The following is a 12620-nucleotide window of genomic DNA, read 5'->3' as shown; positions in this document are numbered from 1 at the left end:
GGCAAAAGCCGGGCGGTTTTCGTGTGAGTCAGGAAAGCGTATCAAAATCAATTCGCTAACGCGCTGTTATCCTTAACCGCCACTTAACCACTATGGTTAACAATGCCTCCTGAAACGGCGCTCGCGATCGCGAATGGCGCCACCTTCGGGAGCCAGGGATCATGACAGTCAAATCGCGCATAGCGCTGACGCTTGCAGCAATCGCCCTGATGCCGCTGTCTCAAACGCTTGGCGCCGACTACGACCCACCGATCTATGTCGACCAGGCGCCGGATTATGTGCCGGTCGAGGTCGGCTCGGGATGGTATCTGCGCGGCGATGTCGCCTATTTACCGGAAAAGAGCTTCGAAGATGAGGATTTCGCCTTCACACCGGCGAGCTTCAGCGACAATGAAGATCCGATCTTTGCCAGCATCGGCTTCGGCTACCATTTCAACGACTATCTGCGTGCCGATCTCAATTTCGGCTATCTGCCCGGCAATAAGATCGGCGTCGGCTATGATGACGGAACGACCGTGGCGTCAGCGTCCCTGAAGAACTACGCCTTCTCGGGCATGCTCAATGGCTATGTCGATCTTGGCACCTATGTCGGGATCACGCCCTATCTCGGCGCGGGTATCGGTGTCGTCCAGAGCAATCGCAAGCTTTCGGCGAGCTATTTCACCGACAACAATGACCCTACCGACGATTTTGTTCTGCAGGACGACAAGACCCAGTATTCCTTCGCTTACACGCTGAATGCAGGCCTTGCCTATCAAGTGTCCAAGAATGTTTCCGTAGATCTGGGCTATCAGTATTTTTCCGCGCCCGACGCCGAATATGCGACTGCCGAGAGCCTGACTTCCTATCCGATCGACAAAGGGATCAGCAATCATCAAGTCAAGCTCGGGTTGCGTTACGACCTCTGGTAGGTGCTGCGCACGCCGCAATCAAGGACGGCGGGTCTTCGGGTCCGCCGTTCGTGTTTCGAGGCCATGACATTCTCATCACGGGTGACCAGTGTCCTGCCAGCGACAAAAACTTTCCCCTTGACGCTTGACGCCTGAACGAATATCGCCGTCCGTGGGCCACCCCTCCCCAACGAGGGGCCACTATCTGGAAGGATAGACCACGATGACGACGCATACGAAGCCCGGACTCCGTCCGGCAAATCCCAATTTTTCCTCAGGTCCCTGTGCAAAACGTCCCGGCTGGTCGGTCGAGGCGCTGACCAATGCCGCGCTCGGACGATCGCACCGCGCCAAGATCGGCAAGACCAAGCTCGAACAAGCGATCGAGTTGACGCGAGAGATCCTCCAGATTCCCGCAGATTACCGCATAGGCATCGTGCCGGCGTCGGACACCGGCGCGGTCGAGATGGCGCTGTGGTCGCTGCTTGGCGAACGCGGCGTCGACATGGTCGCCTGGGAGAGTTTCGGTTCCGGCTGGGTCACCGACGTGGTCAAGCAGCTGAAGCTTGCCGGCGTGCGCAGGATCGAAGCCGGTTACGGCGCGCTGCCGGATCTGACAAAAATCGACTTCGAGCGCGATGTGGTCTTCACCTGGAACGGCACGACATCAGGCGTGCGTGTGCCGAACGGTGATTTCATTCCGGCCAGCCGCAAGGGCCTGACCATCTGTGATGCGACCTCGGCCGCCTTTGCGCAAAAGCTCGATTTCCAGAAGCTCGATGTCGTCACCTTTTCCTGGCAGAAGGTGCTGGGCGGCGAAGGTGCGCATGGCATGCTGATCCTCAGCCCGCGCGCCGTCCAGCGGCTGGAAAGCTACAAGCCTGCCTGGCCGCTGCCGAAAATCTTTCGCCTCACCTCGGGCGGCAAGCTCATCGAAGGGATCTTCAAGGGCGAAACCATCAACACGCCGTCGATGCTGTGCGTCGAGGATTATCTCGACGCGCTGCGTTGGGCGAAGTCGATCGGCGGGCTCGATGCGCTGATCGCCCGCGCCGACGCCAATGCCGCCGTTCTCGACGGTTTCGTCGATAAATCCGCATGGCTCGGCCATCTGGCCACCGACCCGGCGACGCGGTCGAACACATCCGTCTGTCTTTCCTTCACTGACCCGGATGTTGCCGCGCTCGATGCCGACGGACAAGCGGCGTTCGCCAAGGGCATAGCCTCGACGCTCGACAAGGAAGGCGTCGCCCACGATATCGGCGCCTATCGCGATGCGCCGCCTGGCCTGCGCATCTGGTGCGGGGCGACGGTCGAGACCTCCGACCTAGAAGCGCTGCTGCCGTGGCTCGACTGGGCCTTTGCCATGCAGAAGGCGTCGCTCAAGGCGGCCGCTTGAGTTTCCGATGGCGGCCCTCGGGCCGCCCATTCCCAAACGGATCAAATCCCCATTTGAAGGAGGCCGCCATGGCGCCCCGCGTTCTCGTCTCAGACAAACTCTCCACCACTGCCGTGCAGATATTCAGGGATCGCGGCATCGACGTCGACTACCTGCCCGATCTCGGCAAGGACAAGGAAAAGCTGCTCGAAGTGATCGGCCAGTATGACGGCCTCGCCATCCGCTCGGCGACCAAAGTCACCGAGAAGCTGATCAACGCCGCTACCAAATTAAAGGTCGTCGGCCGCGCCGGCATCGGCGTCGACAATGTCGACATCCCGGCGGCGAGCCGCAAGGGCATCATCGTCATGAACACGCCGTTCGGCAATTCGATCACCACCGCCGAGCATGCCGTCGCCATGATCTTCGCGCTGGCCCGCCAGATACCGGAAGCCAATGCCTCGACCCATGCCGGCAAGTGGGAAAAGAACCGCTTCATGGGCACCGAGATCACCGGCAAGACGCTGGGCATCATCGGCTGCGGCAATATCGGCTCGATCGTCGCCACGCGCGGCGTCGGCCTGAAGATGCATGTCATCGCCTTCGACCCGTTCCTGTCGGACAGCCGTGCCGAGGAACTCGGCGTCGAGAAGGTCGAACTGGACGAGCTGTTCGCCCGCGCCGATTTCATCACCCTGCACACCCCCCTGACCGACAAGACGCGCAACATCATCGACGCCGCGGCGATCGCCAAACTGAAGACCGGCGTGCGCATCATCAACTGCGCCCGTGGCGGGCTGATCGTCGAGGCCGACCTGATCGCGGCGTTGAAAAGCGGCAAGGTGGCGGGCGCTGGCATCGACGTGTTCGAGGTCGAACCGGCGGAGAAAAGTGAGCTGTTCGGCATGGAGCATGTGGTGGCGACGCCGCATCTCGGTGCGTCGACGATGGAGGCGCAGGAGAATGTCGCCCTGCAGGTCGCCGAGCAGATGGCCGATTATCTGATCAAGGGCGCCGTTTCCAACGCCATCAACATGCCGTCGATCACCGCCGAGGAGGCGCCGCGCCTAAAACCTTTCGTCAAGCTGGCCGAAGTGCTCGGCGCCTTTGTCGGCCAAGTCACCGAGGACCCGATCAAAGAGGTCGAGATCCTGTTCGACGGCTCGACCGCGACGATGAACACGCGCGCCCTGATCAGCGCCACCCTTGCCGGGCTGATTCGGCCGCAGGTCTCCGATGTCAACATGGTGTCGGCGCCGATCATGGTTAAGGAGCGCGGCATCATCGTCGCCGAGGTCAAGCGCGACAAATCGGGCGTGTTCGACGGCTATATCAAACTAACGGTCAAGACCGAGCATAGGACGCGTTCGATCGCCGGCACCTGCTTCTCGGACGGTAAGCCGCGCTTCATTCAGATCAAGGGCATCAACCTGGACGCCGAGGTCGGCCAGCATATGCTCTACACGACGAATGCCGATGCGCCCGGCATCATCGGCCTGCTCGGCACGGTCTGCGGCGAAAACGGCGTCAACATCGCCAACTTCCAGCTCGGCCGCAACCGGCCTGGCGGCGATGCCATCGCGTTGCTCTATCTCGATGCGCCGTTTCCGGAAAACGTGCTGGAACAGGTGCGAGCGCACAAGTCGATCGACTCCGCCAAGCGGCTGCATTTCGATGTGGGCGGCGCCTGAATCATGCCCGCGCGCCCCGCGTGCTCTACAAGCACCCGGGGCGTTTCGATAATAATGGCTGCGACAGGCTCTGGATTGCACTATCCTGGATCCGATTCCGAACATTTGCCGGCTAAATCGCCATCTTCCTTCCGCTGTATTCGGCGAGGCTGATGCCGCCGAGCACCAGCACGAGGGCCAGTCCCTGATAGAGCTGGAATGTCTCACCGACGATCAGCACCGACAGCAGCGTGCCGAAGATCGGCACCAGGTTGATGAACAGGCCGGCCCGGTTGGCGCCGATCAGCTCGTTGCCCCTGATGTAGAAGATCTGCGAGACGACTGAGGCGCCGATCGCGGTGTAGAACGCTATCGCCCAGCCGCGCGCATCGGGGACGATGACCTTGCCGGCGGCCACTTCCCACAGGAAGAAGGGCAGCGAGGTGACAAGTGCGGCAATCGACAGCGCCAGCATCAGGCTTTGCCAGCGTATGGCCGGCTTCAGCCGCAGCCCGACCGAGTAGAAGCTGTAGCAAAGCACCGCGATCAGCATGATGGCGTCGCCGAAGTTGAGATCCAGCTTGAGAAGCTGGCGCAGATCGCCGTGGCTGGCGGTCAGGGCGACACCGATAATCGTCAGCACGACGCCGGCGATCTGCACCCGGTTCACACGCAGGCGAAACAGCACGAAATTGGCGAGGATGATCACGATCGGTATCGCCGCCTGCTCGATCGAGACGTTGATCGCCGTCGTGTAGTTGAGCGCCGTGTAGAAGATCGCGTTGAAGAAGGTGAAGCCGCAAGCGCCGAGCCCGCCAAGCAGCAACCAATGCTGGCGCACCGCCGGCCAGTCCTCGCGCAGCGTTCGCCAGCCGATCGGCAGCATGATCAGAACGGCTAGAACCCAGCGCAGGAAGACCAGCGTCATCGGCGAGATGTGATCGACCGCAAGCTTGCCGGCCACGGAGTTGCCGCCCCACAGCAAGGTGGTGAACAGCAAGAACAGGTAGGCGGTTCGATGCATAGCTAAAATTTCCAGCCGGGAGGGCAGGCGAAGGGTCTTTTGCCGACCTATTGTGGCGGTTCGCCCAAGTAAATGATGTCAAAGGCGAAAATTGTTGTGCCTGAGGGCGCTCTCGGCGGCAAAGAATGGTCGCGCTCGCCGGGTCTTGAGGTTATAGAAGCCTGTCGTTTCGAACCATTTCAAGCCGCTCCGAGCGGCGCCTCAAGGGAAAAGAAACATGGCCAATGTGGTGGTCGTCGGCTCGCAATGGGGCGACGAGGGCAAAGGCAAGATCGTTGACTGGCTGTCGGAGCGCGCCGACGTCGTCGTGCGCTTCCAGGGCGGCCACAATGCCGGCCATACGCTGGTCGTCGACGGCAAGGTCTACAAGCTGTCACTGCTGCCGTCCGGCGTGGTGCGGCAGGGCAAGCTGTCCATCATCGGCAATGGCGTCGTCTTCGATCCGCATGCCTTCGTTGCGGAAGTGGAGAAATTGAAGGCGCAAGGCGTCGAGGTGACGCCGGAGCGCCTGAAAATAGCCGAAAACACCGCGCTTATCCTGTCCTTGCACCGGGAGCTGGACGGATTCCGCGAAGACGCCGCCTTCAATTCCGGAACGAAGATCGGCACGACCCGTCGCGGCATCGGCCCCGCCTATGAGGATAAGGTGGGGCGGCGCGCGGTCAGGGTGATGGATTTGGCGGATTTGGAAACGCTGCCCTTGAAGGTCGACAGGCTGCTGACGCACCACAATGCGCTGCGCCGTGGGCTCGGCCACGGCGAAGTCACGCATGACGCAATCATGAGTGAGCTGATTTCGGTCGCCGACGAGATCCTGCCGTATATGGACCGTGTCTGGAAGATCCTCGACGACGCGCGCCGCGCCGGCGAACGTATCCTGTTCGAGGGCGCGCAAGGCACCCTGCTCGACATTGACCACGGCACCTATCCGTTCGTCACCTCGTCCAACACGGTCGCCGGTCAGGCGGCCGCCGGATCCGGCGTCGGCCCGGGTGCGATCGGCTATGTGCTTGGCATCACCAAGGCCTATACGACGCGTGTCGGCGAAGGTCCGTTCCCGACCGAACAGAGGAACGAGATCGGCGAGTTCCTGGGCACGCGCGGCCACGAATTCGGCGTCGTCACCGGACGCAAGCGCCGCTGCGGCTGGTTCGATGCCGTGCTGGTTCGCCAGGCCGTCGCTGTCAACGGCATCAAAGGCATTGCGTTGACCAAGCTAGACGTGCTCGACGGGCTCGACGAGATCAAGGTCTGCACCGGCTATCGCCTCGATGGCGAAGCGATCGACTATTTGCCGGCCAGCCAGGGTGCGCAGGCGCGCGTCGAACCGGTCTACGAGACACTGGAGGGCTGGAAAGGCACCACCGCCGGAGCCAGAAGCTGGAACGATCTGCCGGCCCAGGCAGTCAAATATGTCCGCCACATCGAGGAGCTGATCGGCGCGCCGGTCGCACTCCTTTCCACCAGCCCTGAACGGGACGACACAATACTTGTGACCGATCCGTTTCAAGACTAGATTCTCAGCCGTTCCGGGCATCGCGGCCGATTTGCGGGGGCCGGCCCAGAAACGAAATGCAGGTCAACTGAAGCATGGCAGATTTTGTTGGTGCTCTGAAAAAGACGCTCGATAAACTCGACAACCCGACGCCGGAGATACGCGCGAGAGTCTATGACAAGGCTCGCTCGACCATCGCGGACAAGCTGGCCAAGAACATACCGCCGCTGGCGCCTTCGGTCGTTGCCCAGCATAAGCGCACCCTGGAGGACGCCATCGCCAGCGTCGAGCGGGAGTATGCCAAGCCTGCGCCGGCATCCGATCCGCTGTCGGAGCTAGAGGACATCTTCTCCTCGATCGACCGCAACAAGAACCAACCCAGCCATGTCCGGCAGCCGGCAAAGGCCGAGCCGGCATGGCAACCGGCAAAGACCGAGCCGACATGGCAGCCGGCGCCTGCTGCCAAAGCCGCGCCGAATTGGCAAAAACCTCCTCCAGAGCGCACCGATGCGGTGCCTTCGGACGCGGATTTTCCGGCGGCGGACGAGAAGAGCGATACCTTTAGAGACGATGTCTTTCCCAGCGACGAGGGGCCGGCGCCGGAGACCTTTCAGCGTCTGCGTCCTGCCGAGCGCAGGCGCAGCTATGGCGGGCTGATCGCCGCTGTCGTCGCTTTGCTCGTCGTCGCCGGCGGCGGCTACGGCGTCTGGCTGAACAAGGACGCGTTCAGCAACATGCTGGGTCTCAACAGCACGACGGTTGCAACCATAGAACCGTTGGTGAAGCCGACCCCGGCCGAGCCGCCTACCGATACCGCGGCAAGGCCCCCGGCCGCAGCGGCTCCAACAGACGCCGAGGGCACAAAGTTCACCCAGCGGCTGACGCCGGAGGGCGGTGAGGTCGATCCCGGCCCCGCTTCAGGACAAAGCGGTATCGGAGAGGGCGAATCCGTCGCAGCACTGACCACGCCGCCGCCGGCCGCTCCTGCAGCGCCGGCCGGCGAAACGCCAGCCACGACTGCGCCCGCCATGCCGGGCGCTGCCCCCACAACACCGCCTGCCGATGAAGCAACGCCGGCGCCGGCGGCGCCGACCGATAGCGCAGCCGCCCCGGCAGCGCCGGCCCCGGGTGCTGCGCCGGCCGCGCCGACAGCCGCGCCTGCGGAAACCGCGCTGGCGGTAGGCCAAAAGGCAATCTTTTACGAGGAGCGTACCAGCACCGCCCAAGGCTCGGCCGAGCCCGGCAGCATCGTCTGGTCGCTAGTGCAGGAATCGCCCGGCGGCAATCTGCCGCCCGAGCCGGCAATCCGCGCCGAAGCGAGCATTCCGGGCAAGGACGTGCAGCTGCGCATGACCATCCGCCGCAACACCGACCAGACACTGCCGGCCAGCCACATCATCGAGATGATTTTCCTGACGCCCGATGGTTTCGACGGCGGCGGCGTTGACAATATCCTGCGCGTCGCCATGAAGGGCTCTGAACAGGATGCCGGCAGCCCGCTGATCGGCATCCCGGCCAAGATCGCCGACGGCTTCTTCCTGGTCGCTCTCAACGACACCAAGGCGGACGAAGACGCCAATCTGACCCTGCTCCGGGGCCAGAACTGGATCGACGTGCCGGTCGTCTACAAGACCGGACGGCGGGCGCTGCTCACCATGGAAAAGGGCATTCCCGGCGAGAAGGTGTTCGATGAGGCGCTGAAGGCCTGGCAAACAAAGACGGCGGGCTGAGGCCGGCCTAACTCCCCAACGGTTCAGAAACCTTGGAACAGCATGTCGAGCGCTGCAACGATCTCATCGTGATGCCTCGTCAGATTCAGCCGGCTTTCGCCCAGTTCAGTCGCTGCAACCGTGGCGATCAAATGGGTAGCCATGACCAATTTCCGCCCATTGATCTCGAAAATGGGATGAAGCTTTCGCATTGGCGATGGCGCCGTCGCGACCGGCAGAAGCGGGACGACCACCCGGGTCTTGAAATGGTCGAGCAGATCGGCCTGGACGTCGAGGAGATAGCCGCCTTCAATGCTAGCTGCGAAGGCGTCATACCGCGCCATCAGAATTGCCGATGTTCTGCCAGTGGAATGCCGTGCTTTTCGACATATTCGTTCCACGCATCTATCGTTGCGCGGTTCTCAAGCTTCCACAGCCGTGTCTTTTCGGCGGCCACTGCCTCCGCAATGCCGGCTTCGGCGGCGCGCGAGACATTCACATCGAGCCCTTTGGCTTCCTTCATGAGCTTTGAGTCGATCGACAGATTAGCCGGCTGACGAACCGCATTCATAGCTATCTTTCGCATGATAACCTCCGCAGCATGCGCATAATGTATGCGCATTTTCGTATTGAAGCAACGGCGAAGCGCCTACCCCTCCATCTCCTCGCGCAGGATTTCAAGTTCCAGCCATTCCTCCTCGAGCGCCGCCAGCGTGGCGCGCTCCTTGTCTAGGGCGGCGATGGTCTTCTGGAACGAGACCGGATCGCGCTCGTAATAGGCCGGGTCGGCGATGTTGTTCTCCAGCCGTGAGATCGAGGCGTTCACCGCCTCGATCTTCTTCGGCAGCGATTCCAGCGCGAATTTCTGCTTGAACGATAGTTTCTTCGCCGGGCCCTTCGGCGCAGCTGCTTCGGTCCTGGCTGCTGCCGCCGCTTCGCTGTTCTCGGCCTTTGGCCGCGCCTTGCGGTCGTCCAGCCTAGTGCCGCCGCGCTGCGCAAGCATGTCGGAATAGCCGCCGGCATACTCGATCCAGCGGCCGCCGCCGTCCGGCGCGACCAGGCTGGTCACGGTGCGGTCTAGAAAATCGCGGTCGTGGCTGACCAGGATCACGGTACCGGCGAAACCGGCGACCAGCTCCTGCAGCAGTTCCAGCGTCTCCATGTCAAGATCGTTGGTCGGCTCGTCGAGCACCAAAAGATTTGCCGGCCGCGCCAGCACACGGGCCAGCAGCAGGCGCGCCCGCTCGCCGCCCGAAAGCTCGCGCACCGGCGTGCGCGCCTGTTCCGGCTTGAACAGGAAATCCTTCATGTAGGAGACGACGTGGCGCTGCTCGCCATTGATGACAAGGTTCTCGCCGCGGCCGTCGGTGAGATACTGCGCCAGCGTCTCAGCCGGGTCGACCGCCTCGCGCTTCTGGTCGAGCGTGGCGATCTCCAGATTGGTGCCGAGCCGCACCGAGCCTGAGTCCGGCTTCAATTCACCGGTCAGCATCTTCAGCAGCGTCGTCTTGCCGGCACCGTTCGGACCGACCAGGCCGACACGATCGCCGCGCTGGATGCGGGTCGAGAAGCCCTTGACCACGGTAAGATCGCCAAAGCTCTTCTCGATGTTCTTGGCCTCGATCACCAGCTTGCCGGATTCGGCGGCGTCGCTGGCCACCATGGTCGCCGCACCTTCGGCGCCGCGATGACCGCGAAAGCGCTGGCGCATGGTCTGCAGTTCGCCGAGCCGGCGCATGTTGCGCTTGCGCCTTGCCGTCACGCCGTAGCGCAACCAGTGCTCCTCGCGCACGATCTGGCGGCCAAGCTTGTGCTGCTCGCGCTCTTCTTCTTCCAGCACGGTGTCGCGCCATTCCTCGAAATGGCCAAAGCCCTTGTCCAGCCTGCGGGTCTGGCCGCGATCGAGCCAGACGGTGGCGCGCGACACGCGCTCGAGGAAGCGGCGGTCGTGCGAGATGACGATCAGCGCCGAAGAGGTGCGGGCAAGCTCCTCCTCCAGCCACTCGATGACCGACAAGTCGAGATGGTTGGTCGGCTCATCAAGGAGGAGTATGTCCGGCTCCGGCGCCATGACGCGGGCAAGGGCGGCACGGCGCGCCTCGCCGCCTGAGAGATCGTTTGGCCGCTCGTCGCCGGACAGGCCGAGATGCTCCATTAGATAGGTGGCGCGGTAGGGATCGTCGGCGGGTCCGAGCCCCGCCTCGACATAGGCGCGGACGCTGGCGAAACCGTCCATGTCGGGCATTTGCGGCAGGTAGCGCACTGTCGCCGAAGGCTGGCGGAACACCTCGCCCTCCTGCGGCTCGATAAATCCCGCAGCGATCTTGAGCAACGTCGACTTGCCCGAGCCGTTGCGGCCGACCAAAGCAATCTTGTCGCCCACCGACGCTGTCAGCTCCGCCCCGTCGAGCAGCGGCGTGCCACCGAAGGTCAGTTTTATCCCGTCGAGATTGAGAAGTGGCGGCGCCATGTCAGCTTTCAGGTAAGGGGAATGGGTGGGCGAGCAACAGCGCGCGGCCGCTGCCCAGCGCGATTTCGAGCTGTCCCTTGACCTCATTGGAAATGGTCAGCGACGAGCCGAACGTCATCTCGATATGGTTCAGCGGCCATTTGGCGCCGGTCACGGTCAGGCCGGAAAGGTCGGAAAAGCCGAGAATCGAAAACAGCGTGCCATCGGCGTAGTCGAAGCCGGTCTTTCCGCGAAGCAAGGGGATGCCTTCCTGTGCGCCGCTGGTCAAAAGCACCTCCGTCCCTGCCTCGGCCAGCCGGACGCTGAGCGCCAGGTGCAGGAAGGCGTGGTCGGTGCGCTTGCCGCCGAACGCGCCGGCGAGCACGAGGCTGGTCGCGCCGCGTTGGAGCGCGGCGGCGATAGCCAGTTCGCCGTCGGTCTTGTCCTTTTCTGCCGGAAACACCTGGCGGGGCACGGCGGCCAGCTCGTCCGGCAAATCCGCCGGCACCGAATCGAAGTCGCCGACCCAGAGTTCCGGCGTCAGGCTCAGCGTCCGGGCATGGCTCATGCCGGCGTCGGCGGCGATGACACGGGAGCCTTCGACCTGGCGGTCGAGCAGCGGCGTGCGGATAAGATCGCCGCCAAGCAGGATGGTGAATTTGCTCATATGCGTGGCCCTTACCAGCCCTGCTTGTGAAACGGAAGGCCGCGTTCCCGGATGCTCGGCAAACTTCCGCTTGCGCCGCACGTGGGCCGGGCCTATGTGTCGAAACGCTCTAACGGGGTGCTGGACGCGATCTTCGCGGACCAGCTGAGAGGCAACCATGCCAACCCGCTGAACCTGATCCGGTTTGTACCGGCGGAGGGATTAGACGTTTCGGACAGCCCGATGCCTCAATTCCTTTCAACGCTGACGAAGGAGGCGCCGATGCGCACGTTTTTATACACTCTTGTTTCGGCAGTGCTGCTTGCGGGGTCCGTTCTCGCCGGCACAGGGCCAGTATCCGCGCAGGAAAAACTCACTGTCTATACCTATGAGAGCTTCACCGCCGACTGGGGTCCTGGCCCTGCGGTCAAGAAGGCCTTCGAGGCCGAATGCGGCTGTACTCTCGAATTCGTCGCGGTCGCCGACGGCGTCGCCCTGCTCAACCGCGTCAAGCTGGAAGGGGCCGCGACCAAGGCCGATATCGTGCTCGGCCTAGACACCAATCTGACGGTGGAAGCCAAGGCCACCGGCCTGTTTTCGCCGCATGGTGCCGTAGTCGATGTCAACGTGCCGGGCGGCTGGAGCGATGACATTTTCGTGCCGTTCGACTACGGTTATTTCGCCGTCGTCTACGACACCGAAAAGCTGAAGACCCCGCCGAAGAGCCTGAAGGAATTGGTCGAGGGCAATGCCGATGAGAAGATCGTCATCCAGGATCCACGCACCTCGACGCCCGGTCTCGGCCTGCTGTTGTGGGTGAGGTCGGTCTATGGCGACAAGGCGCCGGAAGCCTGGGCCAAGCTTAAGGCAAAGGTGCTCACCGTGACGCCGGGCTGGAGCGAGGCCTACGGCCTCTTCACCAAGGGCGAGGCGCCGATGGTGCTGTCCTACACCACCTCGCCGGCCTACCACATGGTTGCCGAAAACACCGAGCGCTATCAGGCGGCGTCCTTCGAGGAAGGCGAATATCTGCAGATAGAGGTCGCCGGCATCACCACCAAGGGCGCGAAGAATCCATTGGCGAAACAGTTCCTGACTTTCATGACTGGGCCGAAATTCCAGGATGCCATCCCCGAGAACAACTGGATGTTTCCTGCCGGCAAAACTGACAAGCCGCTCAATCCGGCCTTCGACAAGCTCGTCAAGCCGACCAAGACTTTGCTGTTCAGCCCCGAAGAGGTGGCCGCCAACCGCAAGGCCTGGGTCGACGAATGGCTGTCGGTGATGAGCGAGTAGCTTGTGATTGAAAGATGATCACTCTACGGCGCCCCCCTCTGTCCTGCCGGACATCTCCCCCTC

At 62.7% G+C, this 12620-nt stretch carries 11 protein-coding genes and 1 riboswitch; of the genes, 6 read left to right on the top strand and 5 right to left on the bottom strand.

Annotated elements, in window-relative coordinates; all coding sequences use genetic code 11:
- The first annotated feature begins 161 nt into the window (after window positions 1–161).
- The 3 genes from NKH36_RS15445 to serA all read left to right on the top strand — a co-directional run bounded on the left by NKH36_RS15445 (window position 162) and on the right by serA (window position 3959).
- A complete protein-coding gene (locus tag NKH36_RS15445) occupies window positions 162–911 on the top strand; it encodes an outer membrane protein (RefSeq protein WP_352963080.1) in 750 nt (249 codons plus the stop codon).
- A 202-nt stretch (window positions 912–1113) separates the two neighbouring features.
- Window positions 1114–2289 carry a phosphoserine transaminase gene (locus NKH36_RS15440; RefSeq protein ID WP_352963077.1) on the top strand — a complete coding sequence of 392 codons (1176 nt, stop codon included), beginning with the start codon at window positions 1114–1116 and terminating at the stop codon, window positions 2287–2289.
- Window positions 2290–2357: 68 nt separating this feature from the next.
- A complete protein-coding gene (serA, locus tag NKH36_RS15435; RefSeq protein ID WP_352963074.1) occupies window positions 2358–3959 on the top strand; it encodes a phosphoglycerate dehydrogenase in 1602 nt (533 codons plus the stop codon).
- A 112-nt stretch (window positions 3960–4071) separates the two neighbouring features.
- Here serA and NKH36_RS15430 read toward each other — a convergent pair whose 3' ends face one another.
- Complete coding sequence (locus NKH36_RS15430; protein WP_352963072.1) at window positions 4072–4962, bottom strand: DMT family transporter; 891 nt, start codon at window positions 4960–4962, stop codon at window positions 4072–4074.
- Window positions 4963–5179: 217 nt separating this feature from the next.
- On the opposite strand from NKH36_RS15430, the gene NKH36_RS15425 reads away from it, so the two are divergent.
- Together NKH36_RS15425 and NKH36_RS15420 are read left to right on the top strand one after the other, a co-directional pair.
- On the top strand, window positions 5180–6478 hold the full coding sequence (locus NKH36_RS15425; protein ID WP_352963070.1) for an adenylosuccinate synthase: 1299 nt from the start codon (window positions 5180–5182) through the stop codon (window positions 6476–6478).
- A gap of 74 nt (window positions 6479–6552) precedes the next feature.
- Entirely contained in the window at window positions 6553–8187 is a 1635-nt protein-coding gene (locus NKH36_RS15420) for a hypothetical protein (RefSeq protein WP_352963068.1), read from the top strand.
- A gap of 23 nt (window positions 8188–8210) precedes the next feature.
- On the opposite strand, the gene NKH36_RS15415 is transcribed toward NKH36_RS15420, so the two are convergent.
- The 4 genes from NKH36_RS15415 to NKH36_RS15400 form a co-directional block, all read right to left on the bottom strand.
- Window positions 8211–8510 carry a CcdB family protein gene (locus NKH36_RS15415; protein ID WP_352963066.1) on the bottom strand — a complete coding sequence of 100 codons (300 nt, stop codon included), beginning with the start codon at window positions 8508–8510 and terminating at the stop codon, window positions 8211–8213.
- Window positions 8510–8752, bottom strand: coding sequence for a type II toxin-antitoxin system CcdA family antitoxin (locus NKH36_RS15410; protein WP_258121622.1), 243 nt, complete (start codon window positions 8750–8752; stop codon window positions 8510–8512). Before NKH36_RS15410 ends, NKH36_RS15415 begins: the two co-directional genes overlap by 1 nt.
- Before the next feature lie 63 nt (window positions 8753–8815).
- Window positions 8816–10636: an ABC-F family ATP-binding cassette domain-containing protein gene (locus NKH36_RS15405; RefSeq protein WP_352963064.1), complete on the bottom strand. Its 1821-nt coding sequence runs from the start codon at window positions 10634–10636 to the stop codon at window positions 8816–8818.
- Window position 10637: 1 nt separating this feature from the next.
- Entirely contained in the window at window positions 10638–11282 is a 645-nt protein-coding gene (locus NKH36_RS15400) for a thiamine diphosphokinase (protein ID WP_352963061.1), read from the bottom strand.
- Between the two features lie 103 nt (window positions 11283–11385).
- Window positions 11386–11500, top strand: a riboswitch (TPP riboswitch).
- A gap of 43 nt (window positions 11501–11543) precedes the next feature.
- Between NKH36_RS15400 and thiB the strand changes: the two genes are divergently transcribed.
- The gene (thiB, locus tag NKH36_RS15395) at window positions 11544–12557 is read left to right on the top strand and encodes a thiamine ABC transporter substrate binding subunit (RefSeq protein WP_352963059.1); all 1014 of its coding nucleotides are present in this window, start codon (window positions 11544–11546) and stop codon (window positions 12555–12557) included.
- The last annotated feature ends 63 nt before the right edge of the window (window positions 12558–12620 follow it).

Origin of the sequence: Mesorhizobium sp. M1312, assembly GCF_040318115.1 — a bacterium.
GTDB lineage: Bacteria > Pseudomonadota > Alphaproteobacteria > Rhizobiales > Rhizobiaceae > Mesorhizobium.
This window is presented reverse-complemented; position numbering and strand designations above follow the sequence as displayed.